20 protein-coding genes are annotated in these 19,570 nt (G+C 39.6%); 3 read left to right on the forward strand and 17 right to left on the reverse strand.

Annotation, left to right across the window (positions count from 1 at the left end):
* From NXS10_RS05515 to NXS10_RS05590, 16 genes are all read right to left on the reverse strand, one after another.
* Positions 1 to 2,042: YSIRK-type signal peptide-containing protein (locus NXS10_RS05515; protein ID WP_259138581.1), on the reverse strand; the 2,042-nt coding region annotated here is incomplete at its 3' end.
* Between the two features lie 388 nt (positions 2,043 to 2,430).
* On the reverse strand, positions 2,431 to 3,204 hold the full coding sequence (locus NXS10_RS05520) for a TMEM175 family protein (protein WP_259138584.1): 774 nt from the start codon (positions 3,202 to 3,204) through the stop codon (positions 2,431 to 2,433).
* A 304-nt stretch (positions 3,205 to 3,508) separates the two neighbouring features.
* Positions 3,509 to 3,673 (reverse strand): hypothetical protein, encoded by a 165-nt coding sequence (locus NXS10_RS05525; RefSeq protein WP_259138586.1) that lies wholly within the window; start codon positions 3,671 to 3,673, stop codon positions 3,509 to 3,511.
* Positions 3,674 to 4,577: 904 nt separating this feature from the next.
* The gene (locus tag NXS10_RS05530) at positions 4,578 to 4,853 is read right to left on the reverse strand and encodes a bacteriocin immunity family protein (protein WP_259138588.1); all 276 of its coding nucleotides are present in this window, start codon (positions 4,851 to 4,853) and stop codon (positions 4,578 to 4,580) included.
* 182 nt (positions 4,854 to 5,035) lie between these two features.
* On the reverse strand, positions 5,036 to 5,368 hold the full coding sequence (locus NXS10_RS05535) for a hypothetical protein (protein ID WP_259138590.1): 333 nt from the start codon (positions 5,366 to 5,368) through the stop codon (positions 5,036 to 5,038).
* Positions 5,369 to 5,706: 338 nt separating this feature from the next.
* Positions 5,707 to 6,435: a 23S rRNA (guanosine(2251)-2'-O)-methyltransferase RlmB gene (rlmB, locus tag NXS10_RS05540; protein WP_259138592.1), complete on the reverse strand. Its 729-nt coding sequence runs from the start codon at positions 6,433 to 6,435 to the stop codon at positions 5,707 to 5,709.
* A complete protein-coding gene (locus tag NXS10_RS05545) occupies positions 6,435 to 6,836 on the reverse strand; it encodes a Mini-ribonuclease 3 (RefSeq protein WP_259138596.1) in 402 nt (133 codons plus the stop codon). Before NXS10_RS05545 ends, rlmB begins: the two co-directional genes overlap by 1 nt.
* Complete coding sequence (gene cysS, locus NXS10_RS05550; protein WP_259138598.1) at positions 6,829 to 8,172, reverse strand: cysteine--tRNA ligase; 1,344 nt, start codon at positions 8,170 to 8,172, stop codon at positions 6,829 to 6,831. Before cysS ends, NXS10_RS05545 begins: the two co-directional genes overlap by 8 nt.
* 30 nt (positions 8,173 to 8,202) lie before the next feature.
* On the reverse strand, positions 8,203 to 8,826 hold the full coding sequence (cysE, locus tag NXS10_RS05555) for a serine O-acetyltransferase (protein ID WP_259138600.1): 624 nt from the start codon (positions 8,824 to 8,826) through the stop codon (positions 8,203 to 8,205).
* An 8-nt stretch (positions 8,827 to 8,834) separates the two neighbouring features.
* Complete coding sequence (locus NXS10_RS05560; protein WP_259138604.1) at positions 8,835 to 9,587, reverse strand: SseB family protein; 753 nt, start codon at positions 9,585 to 9,587, stop codon at positions 8,835 to 8,837.
* On the reverse strand, positions 9,580 to 11,715 hold the full coding sequence (pnp, locus tag NXS10_RS05565) for a polyribonucleotide nucleotidyltransferase (RefSeq protein ID WP_259138606.1): 2,136 nt from the start codon (positions 11,713 to 11,715) through the stop codon (positions 9,580 to 9,582). Before pnp ends, NXS10_RS05560 begins: the two co-directional genes overlap by 8 nt.
* A gap of 221 nt (positions 11,716 to 11,936) precedes the next feature.
* Positions 11,937 to 12,206 (reverse strand): 30S ribosomal protein S15, encoded by a 270-nt coding sequence (gene rpsO, locus NXS10_RS05570; protein WP_115268123.1) that lies wholly within the window; start codon positions 12,204 to 12,206, stop codon positions 11,937 to 11,939.
* 421 nt (positions 12,207 to 12,627) lie between these two features.
* On the reverse strand, positions 12,628 to 13,224 hold the full coding sequence (gene pdxT / locus NXS10_RS05575) for a pyridoxal 5'-phosphate synthase glutaminase subunit PdxT (protein ID WP_259138609.1): 597 nt from the start codon (positions 13,222 to 13,224) through the stop codon (positions 12,628 to 12,630).
* A gap of 11 nt (positions 13,225 to 13,235) precedes the next feature.
* Positions 13,236 to 14,111 (reverse strand): pyridoxal 5'-phosphate synthase lyase subunit PdxS, encoded by an 876-nt coding sequence (gene pdxS, locus NXS10_RS05580; protein WP_259138611.1) that lies wholly within the window; start codon positions 14,109 to 14,111, stop codon positions 13,236 to 13,238.
* Positions 14,112 to 14,650: 539 nt separating this feature from the next.
* Complete coding sequence (locus NXS10_RS05585; protein WP_308445759.1) at positions 14,651 to 15,205, reverse strand: type II restriction endonuclease; 555 nt, start codon at positions 15,203 to 15,205, stop codon at positions 14,651 to 14,653.
* Positions 15,193 to 15,579 (reverse strand): PDDEXK family nuclease, encoded by a 387-nt coding sequence (locus tag NXS10_RS05590; RefSeq protein WP_259138613.1) that lies wholly within the window; start codon positions 15,577 to 15,579, stop codon positions 15,193 to 15,195. Before NXS10_RS05590 ends, NXS10_RS05585 begins: the two co-directional genes overlap by 13 nt.
* A gap of 98 nt (positions 15,580 to 15,677) precedes the next feature.
* Here NXS10_RS05590 and dcm point away from each other — a divergent pair, with 98 nt between their 5' ends.
* Complete coding sequence (dcm, locus tag NXS10_RS05595) at positions 15,678 to 16,850, forward strand: DNA (cytosine-5-)-methyltransferase (protein WP_259138615.1); 1,173 nt, start codon at positions 15,678 to 15,680, stop codon at positions 16,848 to 16,850.
* 124 nt (positions 16,851 to 16,974) lie between these two features.
* On the opposite strand, the gene NXS10_RS05600 is transcribed toward dcm, so the two are convergent.
* A complete protein-coding gene (locus NXS10_RS05600) occupies positions 16,975 to 18,156 on the reverse strand; it encodes an MFS transporter (protein ID WP_259138617.1) in 1,182 nt (393 codons plus the stop codon).
* 97 nt (positions 18,157 to 18,253) lie between these two features.
* On the opposite strand from NXS10_RS05600, the gene NXS10_RS05605 reads away from it, so the two are divergent.
* On the forward strand, positions 18,254 to 18,886 hold the full coding sequence (locus NXS10_RS05605; protein ID WP_259138619.1) for a Crp/Fnr family transcriptional regulator: 633 nt from the start codon (positions 18,254 to 18,256) through the stop codon (positions 18,884 to 18,886).
* Positions 18,887 to 18,955: 69 nt separating this feature from the next.
* On the forward strand, positions 18,956 to 19,570 hold the full coding sequence (gene def / locus NXS10_RS05610; RefSeq protein WP_259138621.1) for a peptide deformylase: 615 nt from the start codon (positions 18,956 to 18,958) through the stop codon (positions 19,568 to 19,570).

Here is a 19,570-nt window from a genome sequence, read left to right on the forward strand (position 1 = left end):
CATGTGTCGCTACCTGTCACCTCATCGTGCTTACCACTAAAGCTGTAGTCATTTTGCGTGTCGGTTGCTGGGGTCGCATCGCCTGCTCCCTCAAAGGTGACCGTTTGACTGGTTGGAACCGTCTTGTTCGTTATGGTAGTAAAGACATAGACTGGTGCTGCTGTTCCCCCTGAAAAGGGATTATCCACATACTGCGAAGCAGTTGTACCACCATTTGAGACTGTTCCCATATAGCGATATGCTGTTTCGGACATCGGAATATAGGCTGGATCTCCACCATTTGCACCACGTGCAGTTACGGCAACGAGCCCATCTGAAGCGAGAGATGGTTTAACTTCTGACGGATCTTTAAGTTCTGCACTCGTTTCATCCCAGGTGCCATCACTATTGCGTGAAGGTAGCACTGTATAGTAGTCACTTTCCACACCGGGTACTGCTACATAGGTACGTCCTGATAAATCATTAGTATAGGTGTAACCTATATGCCAGTTAGAGAGCTGTCCTAATAGTTCTGTCCCTGAACTTGTCACAGTCAAACCACCAGTTGCCTTTGCAGGGGCAGAGGTGAGCTGCCCTCCGCTATCAGTAGTAATGGTCGTTTTGAGTGGTGCGGTGTACTTTTGACCAGATAGACCGGTAATCGAAACTGTCCCAATCTCTGAACCACTCTGATCCACATATTGGACAGTGGACGTCACCTTAGTTGGAATAGGGTAGGTATCTCCTACGAACTGACCCTTGCCGGAGTAGTGCGACTGGGCACGTTTCCACGTGTAGAGAGTATCTCCACCTATTATCTTATTACCAGAGACTGCCCAAGCAATGCTTTGGTTTTCGTTTCTAAAGGTAAACCCACCGTTTTTTTGTGTTTCTCCCTCTTTGACAACCGTCTCTCCTAGCCACTGCTTTTGTTTCCCATAAAATTCAACGTAGATGGTACCAGGATTTGTCTTATCAGTAGCGAGAGAAAAAGTGTAGACGTAGTCTGCATCGCTTCCATCTCCAACCTTATTTGCTGGGTCTCCTATCGGTTTTCCACCTCTAAAGTTTTCAACAACAGCGATGACATAGTGGCTTGGATCTGTGTCATAAGCCCAGTACTGATAACCACTTGCTTCAGATCGCAACTCTGGGGTCGGAATATCACCCAGAGCAAAACCTTCTGTCGAGATGACCTTAGGATTACTTGAGACGATGTCGCCTATATTATTATTATTATTATTATTAGCATCTCGCATGTCGATAAGCGTTGTAGAGCTATCTGATAGGCTGCGTCTAGAGCGTCTGCGACTGCTGCTGCTGTCATCTGTAGCCACTTGATTTGCTTCAAGAACCGCTGCAGCTGTAGCTTGTGTCTCATTGGCAACAAGCTTTTCTGTGGGTTTCTCCTCTGTCGGTGTGACCTGCTCTGTCTTTGCATCCTTGTCACTGGTTGCAGACTCTTGGTTAGTCTGGGTAGATTGAGAACCAATCGTACTAGCTGGAGCTAAGTCTGCTCCTACTGTAGCGCTTGAGCTAGTGTTTGACACACTGGTCACTGATACACTATCTGCGCTAGCTGACTTATCATCAGATGATACTACTTGACTAGCACTGACACCTTGATCCTCTACCTGCTCTGTCTCAGTGCTTGCCTCTGTCTGACTTTCTGCTGGTGCTGTTTGCTCTGTCACACGAGTACTATCCTCTTGTACTGTGGAACTGTCAGTAGACTTGGCATTCTCCTCAGACACTGTAGAGCTTGATGAGCTCTTTTCTGATGAATCTTGCTCGCTCGCTACAGTCGCTTTCTCTGTGTCTGTGATTGCTTGATTTGTACTAGCTGTGCTGTCTACATTAGAGACATCAGACGAAGACGACGCACTCTTTTCCAACCGTGTCGCCTGTGTTGTATCCGTCGATACCTGTACATCCTCGGCACTGGCACTCGTGCTAGTTCCAAGGAAAACAAGAGTTCCCAAAAAGACAGACGCCGTCCCCACGCTGAGCTTACGCAAAGAAAAACGTTGTCTTTCATGCTTACCATGATACTTTCTAAACATAAACTATCCCTTTCAACTATATATTCTCTCCTATTTTATCATAACTTTGTGTGAAGCGCAAATTACATTTAATATTACTTATTACCTCTAGGAGAAAGAAAAAGACTATCTGAATGATTCAGATAGTCTGGAAACTATTGTCAACTTAAGTTGACAATTGGGTAGTCTAACTTATCCCAAGTGGCCTGCAAGGAAAGTGAACAAAGCCCCAATCGCACCAAAGACCAATTTCAAAATAGCCAAAACTGACATAGTCGCAACCTCCTCTAAATAATTACATGGTTCATTATATCACTTCTCTCGAGTCATGTAAAGGATTTCATAAAGAAAACTTAAAATTTTTATTTCCTTCATTTGGATAAGGAGTAAAATGCAATAATAACCAGCGTTAGCGCCTTTTTTCTCTAAAAGCCATCAAGCGCTGACCAATATCAGGATTGCGACGCGAATTGAGAGAATGCACAAAAGAAACAATAGGACTTAAAATGTAAAAGAGAAAGGCGATGTAGGGATTAACAAAAGACATGGCGATGATAAAAAAGCTGATGATAGTAGCTGATATTAAGCGCATATAACTCATACGCTTTAACATACTTTTGACGTAGATGGTCTGTGCGAAACGCTCTTGAGAGACGAAGTACTCGATAAGCCATTGAAAAAAATTGGTCACCACGAGGACAACACCGTAACTGATAACGGCAATACGAGTCGTATCCTCCATCATCCAGCGAGTAAAAACAGGCAACAAAGCCATGCTAGCCATAAAGAAAATTTGCGTGATAACGACTTTTGGACTTACACTGTCCACCTGATTGTAATTTTTGTGATTGTCCCACCACATATCAGCAATGACAAAAAAAGTGACGAAGAAAATAAGGATACTATAAAGAAAATTGTGGAGATTATCTTCATGGCTGGGAGTCGGTATCTCAAGGAGCATTACGGTAGCGATGACAGCGATAACCGCATCCGAAAAGACCTCCAAGTGTTCCTTTAGACGACTCGCATTTTCTTTTTCCTGCTCTTTAATGAGTTCTTTTCGCACTTCAAGTGCTTCCTCTTCTGAAAGTTCTTGAAGTTCTGGATAAAGTTGTTTGAACTCTTCTTGCGTGTGTTTCACAAAATTCTCTAATTGCTCTTGACGCTGATTTTCTGCTTCCATATTGTCCTTTCTTCTACAATGCGAGGTTTCACCTTTTCAATCTATCTCATCTCGTTATTACTCAAGTATTTTTCTTTGTTTATCATTTTGTGTGGTATGACGAAGTCTATCAAGGTTATCTGTATCTGATGTCTTATCAACACATCCTCTTTTCAATGCGTAAACCGTAAAACATCTGCTATCTTTAAGCTCAAAATCTTACTAGATTATAACACGAAAGTTTTTAGCAGTAAAGGCAGGGTTCTCCTATCAGTATTGAAAAAAGCCCCCAAAGAAGAGCTCAATGTCATATAGGATAATCTCATCACTTCATTTTCTTAAATGCTTTTTGGCTAATAACTAAAGCTATCGTCCCTAAAAATACCGTTCCAATAAAATCGGTGAGGGGGCTTCTCCCTGTGATAGCAAACCAAATAAATCGCGAAATGACAACAATAAACAATACATAAAAACGATATCGTTTTACCATTAAAACCACCTACACCTTTCAAAGATTCAAATCAAAGATGCTACAGAACCTACATTCTTGATGCCTACTTTAAGCATTAGTTCGCCATTTCAGTTGTTGCTTGACGTTGAGCTAACCCTACAATGCCAGCACTAAGCAAACTTGATACAGTTGTTACTTCCAATGTATCTTGAATGGCAACAATACGGTTTCAAGCACTCACACTATCCATTAAATCAGCATTAACATCACCTTTTACAGTAGTTAATTCTTGACTATCTCCATAACGAGTCACATTAAAATCAATATTTTCAATATGACCTTGTTCGTTATCAATAGTAGCATAATCAAAAATATATTGAATAACTTTAGTTAGTTATTGTTCTTCAACTGCACTATATTTTGAATGGATTGCATTTTATTTCAAATAGCATTCTGAGTAGCTACATAAGCAACACTATATAATACTTATTTGAACGGACTTCCTCAAATACTCATATTTAATTGTTTTCCTAATAACCGTTTTAGCGACTTTAGTCCAAATACTCTTTTTTTCAAATATCAATAATCGGATTTTTGAAATAGCACTAAAGAAACAGAGTTAGAATGAGTAGTCATATCCGCCAGCGCTTTTACAGAAGGTACGACAGAACCTGAAAGTATCATAAACAAAAGTGGTAAAACATCACATTTTATTATACAGCAATTCCGTCAAATATGTAAACGATAACAATGTTGCTATTTGTTCTGTTTTGGCATGAATCCGCTACATCATGATAAACGCTTCTCCGAGGAACTCCTGCAGAGATCTATTATGCAAATCAACGCACAAAAAAGACACCTTCCAAAAAGGGTGTCAATGGTCACAACCATAATATGACAACTTGTCCGACCGCTTTACTATCGTCTTACATCCATTTTATCACTAGAAAAACAAGCCATTAGGTCTCCCTATTTTATCACGAACGGGAAACTCTTTTTGTAAGTTGACATAAAATTCCAAAGCTTTTGGAGATAGTTGTTGTCTTAATCCTAAAGGAGCTAGTTCTATTTTTAAGTCTGAAATGATTCTACTAGAATCCTTTTTGTCACTAAAATCATCTTTTGCTTTTAAAAAAATGTGGCGCTCTTTATCCGTTATTTCCACGTCTAAAATGAGGTTATAAATTGCATTTTCTAACTGTTCAATCTTTGATGGCATCGTTATCAGCCTCCCAACAAATGAGCAAACGCTGGGTTATCATATGAGATAGTCCAAGAACTTGAATTTGTCGCAATGCCATTAACAATTGTATTGACTGTATGATTTACCGTAGAAGTTGTTTGTATCATTCGCCATTGCCCAGTTCCAGAATGTTGATAATAACTATATGGTTCTATAGTCTATTTGTAAATCCATTTCCCACCATTACCATATGTATTTGCAACCCAATTTCTATCTGAAATCATGAAAGAATTAAAGTCAAATTCTGGTATATCCGTTTCACTGATAATAGCGTCAGGAATATGCTTAGCAATAACTTCTGAAGCAGGTAACACAGGAATTTCATCTGCTTTTACACTGCTATTAGTGAAGATGAAAATATGGTAGAATGCTTCTTTAAAAGAATTGCTAATGATTTTATTAGAGTACTTTTTTATATTTCTCTTTACGCTTTTCATTTGGCTACTATATGATTTAAGACATATCATAAACCTTTTAACATTTATTTTCATTTTTTCAATTTTTTATACCATAATTGATTTTCTAATATCAAGAAAAAGTCACGGAATTTTCCCATATCAACATATTCTCCGTTAATCAGGATAGATTGACCTAGCTTACTGTCAAATAGCTTTCACAGTAAAAATCACTTAATTGTTCTCATTTTAAAAATAAAGTCACTTGTTCAACAACGTCGGATAGAAAAATGAAAGCAATACCATATCTTTTGGGCTTTTTAAGTAGTCATTTATGCCCTTCCTCTAAGCGATTGGTTTTAAAAACAGTTGATGAGTAGACTTCCAAAAAGCAATCCTGTTGCAGCCATCAACCAGTAGGCTATTTTTCTTTCTCACAGACGGTTTCTAAACACTTCATACATAAGAATGGCGGCAGCGACACTAGCATTTAAGCTCTGCACATGCCCATTCATCGGAATAGTAATCATCTCATCCACTTGTTTTTTAATATTTTTAGAGATTCCCTTGCCCTCGTTTCCGATAATGAGTGCAAGCTTCCCTTGTGTATTCCACTGATGAGAGGGAGTGCCATTCATGTCCGTCCCAAAAATCCAAAAGCCCCTGGTCTTTAGCTTATCTAGGGTCTGACTGAGATTGGTCACACGACTAATCGGCACATGCTCAAGCGCACCTGTCGCCACCTTTGCCACAATAGGGGTTATACCAACAGAGCGGTGCTTAGGAATAATGACACCACAGACGTTAGTCGCATCTGCTGTCCTCAAAATAGAGCCAAGATTATGCGGATCTGTCAGTCCATCTAGGATGAGAATGAGCGGATTTTTCTCTTGTCCTGCTTTTTGCAGAAGAACATCAAACTCCGTGTAGCTAAAGGCTGCTACCTTGAGGACAAAGCCTTGATGCACACCGTCATCACACATATCAGACAGTATCTTTTTAGGCGTCCAAGAGATAGAAACCTTTTTCTCCTTAGCAAGGAGCTTGATTTTGTCAACATTTTTACCACGAAGGTCTTCTTGAATATAGAGTTTATTACCAGTATTTGCTTGCAGGCTTTCAGCTACAGCGTGTAGCCCATAAACGATATCATTTGTTTCCATTAGTTCTCTTTTCCTTCGACAGCCTCAATGCACCAAGCAATCAACTCTTCGAGGCGTCCGATATTCTCCGTCATGTGGAGATATCCTAGCAGCGCCTCAAAGCCTGTTGACATGCGGTAGGTCACGATATCTGCATTCTTAGCCTTGGTGTGGCTGTGAGCGTTTCTTCCACGCTTATAAATCTCAATCTCTTTATCACTGAGAAAGTCATCCTCTATCATACGGTCAATCAGCATGGCTTGGGCTTTTGCAGAAACATAGTGCGTCGCTTTTTGGTGAAGCTTTTGCGGCTTTGTCATTCCTTGAAAGATGAGATGGCGACGGATATACATGGCATAAACAGCATCCCCTTCAAAGGCAAGGGCAATACCATTAATCAGATTGATATCTAGATTAGTCACGTGTCCACCTCACACCGTCCTTGGTATCAAGAAGCTTAATACCTCTTTTGGCCAATTCATCTCGAATTTTATCTGCTGTTGTAAAATCACGGTTTTGACGTGCTAGCTGGCGTTTTTCAATCAAAGCTTCGATGTCGCTATCAAGTATCTCTTCTTCAAAAACAATACCAAAAATAGAAAGCAGTTGTGCAAAGGTCGCTTTAATCTCCCCATTGTAATGCCCTGAGTTAATCCACTTGGCAAACTCAAAGATGACGGTGATACCGTTTGCGGTATTAAAGTCGTCATCCATGGCTGACTCAAAGTCTGCCACAAACTGTTCTAAACCAGTTGTATCCACATCTTCCTTGATGGGAAGAGAATAAGTATTTTTAAGATATTTGAGATTGGTTTTAGCATCATGTAGTGCTTTTTCGGTGAAGTTAATCGGCTTTCTGTAGTGCTGCGTTGAGAGGAAGAAGCGTAAAATCTGACCTTCCACACTCTCTAGCAAATCATGCACTGTCACAAAATTGCCTAGTGACTTGGACATTTTTTCATTATCGACATTGACAAAGCCATTGTGCATCCAATAATTAGCAAAAGTTTTGCCAGTTTTAGATTCAGATTGAGCGATTTCATTGGTGTGATGAGGAAACTCAAGATCAGACCCACCACCATGAATGTCAATGGTGTCACCTAAAATCTCCGTCGCCATAACGGAGCACTCTATATGCCAACCAGGACGTCCCAAACCCCAAGGACTTGTCCAAGCAACCTCACCAATCTTTGCATTTTTCCAGAGAGCAAAGTCCATAGGATTTTCTTTGTGGCTAGTTTCTTCATCCACACGACCAGAAGCTCCAACTTCGAGCTCTTCTAGGGTTTTATTAGCTAACTTCCCATAGTTTGGCGCTTTTTCTACACGAAAGTAAACACCCCCCTCTGAAACGTAGGCGTATCCCTTATCAATCAAGACCTCAATGAACTTTTGGATGTCATCTATATAGTCGATGACACGAGGGTTTTTGCTGGCAGGCTTGACGCCAAGCGCCTTGATATCCTCCATAAAGGCAGCGATGAACTTATCTGAAAAGTCCTTGGTACTCATACCTGCCTCATGCGCACCTCTAATAATCTTATCATCTACATCTGTGAAATTTGACACATAAGTCACATCATAACCCTTGTACTCAAAGTAGCGACGAATGGTATCAAAAGCCACTACACTTCTAGCATTACCTACGTGTATATAGTTGTAGACCGTTGGACCGCAGACATACATCTTGACTTTTCCTTCTTCGAGTGGGAGAAAGTCCCGCAGACTGCGTGACATGGTATCGTAAATTTTTATCATCTTTTCATTCCTTTGCTATTTCTCAAACCTTTAAAGGTTTGAGGAGTGGAGACTTTCATTGCGAAGTTGATCTAGCTTTGAGGTGTAGTATTTGGATTCACGCTCTTCTTCTATCTGGTGAATAGCGTCTTTGTCTTTTTTGCCATGCACGCGCACAACCCTAGCAGGAATGCCAACGACCGTCACATCACTTGGTACATCTGAAACAACCACCGCTGCTGCACCAACCTTGGCATTTTCACCAATCTCAACAGGTCCTATAATCTGGGAATGAGCTGAAATAAGTGCACCTTTTCTGACAGTCGGATGGCGTTTACCGACATCTTTTCCTGTACCACCTAAGGTCACGCCGTGGTAGAGCATGGCGCCTGTCTCAACAACAGCAGTCTCCCCAATAACCAAGCCAGCTCCATGGTCGATAAAGACACCCTTTTCTATCTGTGCTCCTGGATGAATCTCGATTTGTGTCCAGAAACGCCAAAACTGGCTGTGCATACGAGCTAAGAGTTTAAAACCATGCCTCCAAAGAAAGTGTGATAGACGATGCGCAGCTAGAGCTTTGATACCAGGATAAGTCAAAAGTACCTCAAGCGAATTCCTTGCCGCAGGGTCATTTTCTTTTACAACTTGTATGGTTTCTCTCCACCAACCCATAAACTACCTCATTCACTTTCAATATCGGACCAATCCACTAAAATCTGCTGTTCATCAAAAGGATTGATGGCTACACCAAATGTTTCTTCTAAATCATTTTCGCCATTACGTGGACGGTAAATATCATCGATGGTCCACGTAACAACAACACCTTGATTTTCCCTAAAAGGAACACCAAAATCTGGGTTATTGTACCATTTAGCAAAACTATCAAGTGATGTAAAGGCTGGCACATAGCGCTTACCCTTTGATGTTGCCATCGTTGGAAAGAGACGTTCAAACTGCTGTTCACCCTTTGGAAAGACAAATACAGGTACTAGGTAGACCTTATCCATAACGTCAGCATCTGTATTTTCTTCGGTCATCAAGGTGTTGACTACACTTGTCAGCTGATTGATATAAGGTACTAGCTCACTATTGGTAAAGACAACGCTGTTATCGCTTTCTTTTTCTGGTTTGAGATTAAAGGCAAGCCCATCCCAAGATTGTGCAATTTCATCCTCCATCACATCAAAAGCAATACGCTCAACCCACTTTTGTTTTTTGTTACTTTCTTGAGTATCCTTAAAGGCTTGTAAATCAGATTCAGTTGTAAAAACTGGAACCACCTTCTGCCCCTCGACCTCAATAGCATAAAGCTCTTTTGGCGCTAAAATAGACATCGTGTGAAAAGCATCCACTAAGGCAATGCCATTTAAAAAATGGTCAGGTTCTTTTAAAAAAGCACGCAAACGAAAATCAAACTCTGTAAATTTACTCATGGGTATCTTCTCCTTTAGCTGGTTTATCGGGTCTTTTTAATAACGCTTTCATGGATGCATCGATACGACCTCTATCATCAATTTTGATAACCTTGACATCGACTCGCTCACCAACCTCTAAAACATCTGAAACTTTTTCTGTTCGTGTCCAAGCAATCTCAGAAATATGCACCAAAGCATCTGTCTTATCAAACAGATTGACAAAAGCACCAAATTTCTCAATACGTACGACTTTGGCATTGCGATAAATCTCACCAACTTTAGCCTCGCGCACCAGACTCACAATAATTTCTTTGGCGCGGTTAATCGCATCTTGATTACTTGAGTAGATAGAAACATTGCCCTCTTCATCAATGTCAATCTTGACACCTGTCTCTTCGATGATCTTGTCAATAGTCTCACCACCCTTTCCGATAACAACCTTAATCTTGTCCACATCAATTTTGATGGTATCAATTTTAGGCGCTGTCGGAGCAAGCGCTTGACGGGGTGTTGCAATGGTAGATTCAATCACATCTAAAATTTCAAAACGAGCTTTTTTAGCCTGATCTAGAGCTTCTTGCAAGATTTGCGGTGTAATTCCTTTAATCTTGATATCCATTTGCAAAGCTGTAATACCAGCACGAGTACCTGCTACTTTGAAATCCATATCTCCAAAGTGATCTTCCAAGCCTTGAATATCCGTTAAAATAGTATAGTTGCTACCATCTGAGATAAGCCCCATCGCAATTCCAGCAACAGGCGCTTTGATAGGGACACCTCCAGCCATGAGAGCTAGTGTTCCTGCGCAGATAGAAGCCTGTGAGGAAGAACCATTGGACTCTAAAACCTCAGCCACCAAACGAATAGCATAAGGGAACTCTTCTAGGCTTGGCAAGACTTGCGCTAACGCACGCTCGCCTAGCGCACCATGTCCCAACTCACGACGTCCTGGCGCCCCATAGCGTCCAGTCTCACCAACAGAGTACTGAGGAAAATTGTAATGGTGAAGAAAACGCTTTTTGTACTCTGGATCAAGCCCATCAACAACCTGTGTCTCACTCATCGGAGCTAAGGTCAAGACAGATAACGCTTGCGTTTGTCCACGCGTAAATAGTCCGGAACCATGCACTTTAGGTAAGAAATCAATCTCAGCTTCTAGCGGACGAATTTCATCAACACGACGCCCGTCAGGACGAATTTTATCCTCAGTGATGAGACGGCGTACCTCAGCATGCTCCATTTGCTCAAGAATCTCTGCCACATCTCGCATGATACGGTCAAAATCTTCATGGTCTGCGTACTTTTCCTCATAGATAGCGATAACCTCTTCTTTGACAATTTCTATCGCTTCTTCACGAGATTTCTTTTCTTCGACTTGAACAGCCACTTGCAGTTGGCCATTATAATTTGCAATGATTTCGGCTTGCAAATCAGCATCGACTTGAAGGAGATCAACTTCTGCTTTTTTCTTACCAACCTTAGCGACAATTTCCTCTTGAAAAGCAATCAACTCTTTGACAGCCTCATGACCTTTTAGAAGTGCCTCCAACATCACCTCTTCTGACAATTCTTTGGCACCAGACTCTACCATATTAATAGCATCGTAGCTACCAGCTACTGTCAATTCCAAAAGAGAAATCGCCTTTTGCGCTTGATTTGGGTTGATGATAAGCTCGCCATCCACATAACCTACCTGCACCCCTGCAATCGGCCCATCAAAAGGAATATCCGAAATAGCCAAGGCAAGAGAGGAGCCAAACATGGCTGCCATCGGTGCAGACGCATCTTCGTCATAAGACAAAACGGTGTTAATAATTTGTACCTCATTTCGAAAACCCTCTGCAAACATCGGACGAATAGGACGATCAATGAGCCTTGCTGTCAACGTTGCATCCAGTGGAGGACGTCCCTCACGCTTGTTAAAGCCCCCTGGAAACTTACCTGCAGCGTACATTTTTTCCTCATAGTTGACCTGTAAGGGAAAAAAATCACCTGTTGCCATTTTTTTAGACATGACAGCGACTGATAAGACGGTAGTCTCTCCATAGCGGATAAGTGCTGCGCCGTTTGCTTGCTTTGCCACTTGTCCGATTTCTACACTCAAAGGACGTCCACAAAAGGTCATTTCAAAGACTTGTTTTGTCATAAAATTCTCCAAAAATTAACGTTTTTGTGCTTTGCTTGCACCAGATACCGTGTTTTCTACAAAGTTCAAGAAAAGAAGTTTCCTCTTCTTCAGCTTTGCATAAAACAATGTATCACCTTTATTTTATCACATTTTAGCTCAAATTTCAGCCCTTTCTTAACTTTTGATAACAAAAAGCCCCAGCACGAGAGCTAGAGCTTTCATCTTTCGTACGTATGATATTAACGACGAAGACCAAGTGATTGGATTAGTTCACGGTAGCGGTTAACGTCTTTGCGACGAAGGTAAGCCAACAAGTTACGACGGTGACCAATCTTTTTCATCAATCCACGGTAAGTTGCGTGGTCTTTTTTGTGTTGTTTGATGTGATCATTAAGGTGGTTGATTTCCCAAGTCAATACGGCTACTTGCACTTCAACTGAACCTGTGTCTCCTTCGTGACGTGCGTACTGTGCGATGATTTCATTTTTTTTCTCTTTTGAAATTGCCATTGTATATCTCCTTTGAAGTTGATGCTCTATCCGAGTCCTAGGTCTGGCATTCCTAAAACCAAGAAAGAGTGTGTCTCATAGACGCTTTTATTCTATCAAACCTTGAGAAATTTGTCAAAGGAATTCACTCAAAAACTAACGATTGTCCATCATCAGCTGACTATAATGGCACTCATTTTTCTATGTTAACAATGCTTTAAACTATCTGTTATTGTATCAAAAGTGTTTTTCCCACTTTGTTCATGAGATTTTTTGATATTTGTTACACAAAATCAACGATAGACAAAGCACTAAACTTTGAACTTACCAGTATGTCACATTTGTAAAGTATAGAGAGTCAAGCTATATCAAATAAATTGACTCATTCTCAACAAGCATGTAATCAAAAGAACTAGCTCACTTCAATTTTAAGAAAATTTTTCTAACTACCACTGACTGATTGAGGAGTGTAAGTCTGACACATCTTTAAGAAATAAGCATGAATGCTGTCATCGCCATCGACCTCTGGGTGAAAGGCAAGGCCTAATTGATTTTGGTAACGAACCGCAACAATTTTTCCGTCTTTTTCAGCCAGAATGTCAACCCCTTTGCTGACTTTACTGATATAAGGCGCGCGAATGAAAGTTGCTGGCAGTTGACCCAAGCCTGAAAAATCCAGCTCTGTGTAAAAACTGCCTAGCTGTCTGCCATAAGCATTGCGCCTAACCGTCACTGGCAATGTCGCAAGGTAATTTCCTTGTTGATTTTCAATTCTCTCTGCTAATAAAATCAAACCTGCGCAGGTTGCTAAAACTGGTAAACCTGCTTTTATTTTGTCTTGTAATGGTTTAAGCAACGCCAAATCCTGTAATAATTTCCCCTGAACAGTTGATTCGCCACCGGGTAAAATAATACCGTCTAATAGAGTTTGTAAATCTTCGCTTTGTCTAATTTCAATCGCCTGTCCTCCCAAAGAACGTACTTTTTGACAATGCTCTTCGAAATCACCTTGCAAGGCTAGTACACCAATTAAAACCATACATTTCTCCCTTAAATCCCACGTTCGGCCATAAGAAGCTGAATTTCATCTTCATTGATCCCGACCATAGCGTCGCCTAAATTTTCTGACAATTTAGCGAGCAATGCTTTATCTTGATAGTTTGTTACAGCTTGCACAATTGCACGCGCACGTTTTTCTGGGTCACCTGATTTGAAAATGCCAGAACCAACAAAGACACCTTCTGCACCCAAATGCATCATCAGCGCAGCATCTGCTGGTGTGGCCACACCACCTGCAGCAAATAAAACGACTGGTAATTTTCCAGTTTCGTGCACTTCTTTGACTAAGTCATACGACACTTGGAGCTCTTTTGCAGCGTGGTACAATTCATCATCACGAAGCGATTGAAGATGCGCGATTTCTTGATTCATTCGGCGCAAATGACGAACAGCTTGAATAACATCACCTGTGCCAGGTTCCCCTTTTGATCGAATCATGCTAGCGCCTTCAGAAATACGACGTAATGCTTCACCAAGATTTTTAGCGCCACAAACAAAAGGCACTTCAAAGCTTGTTTTATCAATATGATAACGATCATCAGCTGGTGAAAGCACCTCACTTTCATCAATGTAATCAATCTCAATAGCTTCTAAAATCTGAGCTTCCACAAAATGCCCAATGCGAACTTTTGCCATGACTGGTATGGAAACTGCTTCTTGGATTTCTTTAATCATTTTTGGGTCACTCATTCGAGAGACACCCCCTGCAGCTCGAATATCAGCTGGAATTCTTTCAAGTGCCATAACGGCACAAGCGCCAGCAGCTTCAGCGATTTTAGCTTGCTCTGGTGTTGTCACATCCATAATAACCCCACCTTTAAGCATTTGAGCCAGTTGTTTATTGAGTTGATAACGTTGATTTGTCATAGGAATACCTCATTTACTTTTTTTATTGATTTTCATTGTCATAACAAAAATTGATACGATAGCAAACATTATAAAAACTTTTCATTTCATAAGAGCGTTAGAGCTCTCTACTTACATTTCATAATCAGAGAAATACCTCACCGTCTACAAACTAGAGAGGTATTTGAAATCAAACTAGCTATGTTATCACTTTTGCACAACCATCCGCCAGTATGATACCTATACCAAACAAGTAAGAGTCTATAATTGCTTTCGATACGAAATAACCCTCATAGGGGGCGAGATAATGCCAAGTTGCACAAAACAAATCCCCCAACACTCTCTACCTGATGGCTATCCAAAAACAAAATAGGGTATACTTTTGCAATAGACTTATCTCTGAAACATCAATCATGCAAAAATGCCTGAAACTATCGTCATAAGTATCCAATAGCTCCAAACCATTAATAAACCTAGATTAGCACATTTTGATAGGTTAGCCTAATATCTTTTTTCTATCAGTATATCAGAAAAAACTATCACTCTGCTTTGCTCATAGATTATACTGATAAAGTTTTTTTACCAAATCTTTTCACATAACGTTGATAGTAATTTAATACAAATGGATGATTTGTATGTTTTTCTATTTGTTTTTGGATATTATTTTTTATCTCAGCTTTTGCTTCATCTGAATAGCTAAAATCAGTCCATTTAAAAGCTGTTTCATTTAAAATAGATAGCAGTTTTTCAAAACTAATGACACTATGATATGGTGAATACTTATTATTTTTTAATGATTTTGTTGTTACAAGCTGAATGTTTGCTTCATTTAGATTTTCAATTACTTCTCTACTGATATTATCATCAAGTGTCACTAAGAACATCTCCCTAGCTCCAGTCCGTCCCATTTCTTCTGGAACTTCTTGCCAACGCTCTCTCAAAGTTGTTTTAGCACTAATTAAAACTGTATCACGCTTATTAAGGACATACTCCACTGAACCAGGAGATACAATATCGACTAGTTTCCCAAGTCCTTTATCAATAAAGAATTTTTTTCCAATATTGCCTTGGCTATCCATTGGAATATCTGCTCCGATAAGTATTAGTTCAATAATGGCTTCAAATTCTTTTCCTGCTCTGCTTCTTCTCTTTGTGTGTTAGATAAGTTTAGATTATAGATATGCATAGGAAATTTTTCAACAAACCAAGCAATCGCTTCACTGCTGGACATTTTTTCTACATCGTTTTCTGAATAAAGATATGAAAGCATCTCAGAGGTAAATTGATGTTCTTTAGCTTGAAACTCTTTCCAAGATTTACTTCTTAAAATATCAATGACTGTACTAGCATTATTAAAAAAATAATCTGCAGGCTGATTGCTAAAACCTGCATTTTCAAATTGTTTATAGACGAAATCATAGGGCATATCTTTTGAAAAATACTCTTTTCTCTGTTGTCTAACAAACTCTTTATACAATTCAAGTTCCACAGTAGAACCTCTCTTCACAAGATAATTTTTTTTGGTATAATTGTGTCAATAAACGGACATTTTGTCCTATAATCATCACATAAAAAAGGAAATCCCTTATGAACTCTATTGTACTAAAAAAATTGGAAATTAGCGATTCTGTCGCTATTCTTATAAAAAATAAACGTATTCGCCTTAACATGACTCAAAAAGAATTAGCTGATGCAATTGGACTTCCAAAAACTGGCGACCGAACTATTAGAAGGTGGGAAAATAATGAATGTAAACCCTCTAAAATTGAATTAGAACATATTTTAAATTTTCCAGAAGATGCTCCTTTTAAGAATCCTGAATCTGCTGATTACAGTATGATTGATTTATTTGCGGGTATCGGTGGTACACGACTTGGTTTTCAACTCACTGGACGGACACAATCTGTTTTTAGTAGTGAGATTGACAAATTTGCTATCAAAACGTACAAGGCAAACTATGGCGACACACCTCATGGTGATATTACTAAAATTGATGAAAAAGATATTCCAGACCATGATATTTTAGTGGGAGGCTTTCCTTGTCAAGCCTTTAGTCAAGCTGGGAAAAAACTTGGTTTTGAAGATACCAGAGGTACATTATTTTTTGAAATTGCTCGTATTTTGAAAGAGAAAAGACCAAAAGCATTTTTACTGGAAAATGTTAAAAACTTAAAGGGGCATGATAAAGGACGTACATTTCAAGTAATTGAAAATACTCTCAAAGAACTTGATTACAAAGTTTATAACATTCTTTTTAAAGCAAAAGATTTTGGTGTTCCACAAAATCGTGAACGTATTTATATAATAGGATTTGATAAAAGACAGGTTAGTAACTATGCTGACTTTGAATTTCCTACGCCTCCGATGACCGAAACACGATTAGGAGATATTTTAGAAGATTCTGTATCTGATAAATATACTATTTCAGATACATTGTGGCAAGGTCATCAACGTCGAAAAAAGGAACATAAAAAGAACGGTAACGGTTTTGGTTATTCGCTATTTAACGCAGACAGTCTCTATACAAATACTATATCTGCAAGATACTATAAAGATGGTAGTGAGATACTAATTGAACAAATAGGAAAAAATCCCCGTAAGTTAACTCCACGAGAAGCAAGTCGTTTACAAGGTTTTCCAGAAAAGTTCATTATCCCAGTTAGTGATACACAGGCTTATAAGCAATTTGGCAATTCTGTTGCTGTGCCAGTCGTAAATGCAATCGCAAAAGAAATAATAAAAACTTTGGATAAAGAATAAACAAGACTATCTTCAGATTGGAGAAAAAACCCATTTTGGATAACTTCCCTCAATCTTTTTTGTTGTACAGAACATTATTTTTGAGATAAAGCAAAGAAGCTTGGTACCGTTCTTTTATTGATAGTCATTTTTTCAGACAGCACCGTTTGCGATAGGTAAGGAAAGCTTGACCGATAAAGACCACTATAGCCAGTAATAGACTTATCATAGCATACACTATCTGAGCAACATAAGATGGAGTGATAATATCTAAAAGTTCTAAAACATAAGAAACACTAGCCCCTCCCAATAAGCAAAAAACTAAAATCAATGTTGTAGCACTGGCAATCTTTGACTCTTCAACAACCTCTGATGCTAAACTAAAAGTCGTTGTAACGATAATACTGTACAAAAAGCCAGAAATCATAGCACCTAATGACAGGACAAAGAGATTTTGTGCGAAAGCAATCAAAGTCAAACCACAAGCCAAAAAAATAAGAGAGAGCACAATGAGATAAATTCTAAAGCGTTTCAATAAGCCACCAAAGCAGATGCCTGCGACAATCCCCATCAGCATCATGATACTGAGGATAAAACTCGCCTGACTAGCGCTACCTAGTCCCAGGCTGGTGATAAGAGTCGGAATACGCAGAGTATTTGCACTATTGACATTGATTGCAAATCCTGCCAGCAGAGCAAGCGCAATAACGATAGCTAACTCTCTTTTAGTAAAGGAGGCTTTAGATATTTTCGCCACTTTGAGAACTTTTTTAGGCGCATTTGTGGGAGCATATAGGAGATAAAAAATAAGAATAGGTAGTGCAAAAAGATAGATAGCAAAGGCAGTTGACCAGCCAAAGCTAAGGACTAGTCCTACGATAGCTGTCAACACTGCATTGCCCAAAATCTCAACAGAACCTCTAATACCTAACATCTGCATACGCTCAGCACCACGATAATTTTCACTGATGATACTAATGGCACGCGCATTAATAAAACCAATTCCAAAACCCAGAATAATCCGTGAAAGATAAACCAAATAATACTTTTGTGCAAATAAAGGCATACTCCCACCAAAAGCAATCAAGAGAAGTCCCAGAATAATCATTGTTTTTTCAGAAAAGAAACGATCCAACAAAGGTGTCAAAAGAAGGATGACAAGCACTGCAAAAGAAGATAGAGAAAACAAAAACTCGACTTGACTTGCTTTGATACCCTGTGCCTTGAAAAAAGCAATCATCTGTGGCAAAGCTGATGAGGGTGAAAATGTTGATACTAACATCAAAGACAGAGATAAAATACTGATTTTTTCTAACTGTTTCTTCATAAGAATCTTCCTACTTGTTTTTTAGTATAATTAGAGTATAATCAATCTTAGACTATAAGAATAGGACATTGGTCCTATTTAGCAAGGTGAGATGTAGATGACCTACCATAACCCCGAATTGGAAACGATTTTCCCAAAGAAATACCAAAACCATCTCAGACTGCAAAAAGTAGCCGCAGGAGAGGTTATCTGTCATCAAGGAGATACCTTGAAAACACTTAGCTATATCCTTGAGGGACAAATCAAAATCGTCCGTAGAGTCTACAACGGACGTGAACATATCCTTGACACTAAAAGCCCACCCACCCTTATCGGTGAGATTGAGCTTCTCACTCAAAAAAAATGTGTTTCATCTGTCATCGCATTAACACCCGTCACCGTAGCAAAATTACCCCTTGAACATTTAAAGGCTGACCTCCTAAACGATGCTAGTTTTCTCCTCAATCTCAGTAAAGAACTTGCACAAACTCTCTATCAACAAAATATTCTTAGCACGACAAATATCACCTATACCCTAAAAGAGCGTTTAGCTACCCATATCCTAAAAGTTGCCACTAACGACTGTTTTCGCCCAGAACGAACACGTCTTGCTGAATCTTTTGGAGTCAGTTACCGCCATGTTAGTCGCGTCCTCTACCAACTGACTAAAAGCGGTATCCTAGAAAAAGATAAGCTCTATTATCACATCAAAGATAAAAAAGCTCTCAAAAAGCTACAGATAACAGACTAGATGACTTTCTAGGTAGCTTGTGATATACTAGCCTTACAAGATAATACTGTATACAGTAAAGGAGACACTATGTCTACAATAGATAAACTCACTAAACCCAGCCATTTAATTGATATGTCTGATATCATTCGCGAGGGTAATCCAACCTTGCGAGCTGTCGCACAAGATGTGACACTTCCTCTATCTGACCAAGACATCACGCTTGGAGAAAAGATGATGCAATTTCTAAGAAACTCACAAAATCCTGTTACTGCTGAAAAGATGGGGCTGCGTGGTGGTGTAGGTCTCGCTGCTCCTCAGCTTGACATCTCAAAGCGTATCATCGCTGTACTTGTCCCAAATTCAGAAGATACTGAGGGTAATCCACCAAAAGAAGCCTATAGCCTTGCTGAAATCATGTATAATCCAAAAGTTGTCGCGCACTCTGTACAAGACGCTGCCCTCGCTGAAGGAGAAGGCTGTCTCTCTGTTGATCGTGATGTTCCAGGCTATGTCATCCGTCACTCTCGTGTGACTGTCGAATATGTGGACAAAAATGGTGATAAAAAACGTATCAAACTCCGTGGCTATAACTCTATTGTCGTCCAACACGAAATAGACCACACCAATGGCATTATGTTTTATGACCACATCAATAAGGACAATCCTTTTGCCCTCAAAGATGGATTACTTATCATTGAATAA

The organism is Streptococcus sciuri (assembly GCF_024814375.1).
In the GTDB taxonomy this organism is placed as follows: Bacteria; Bacillota; Bacilli; order Lactobacillales; family Streptococcaceae; genus Streptococcus; species Streptococcus sciuri.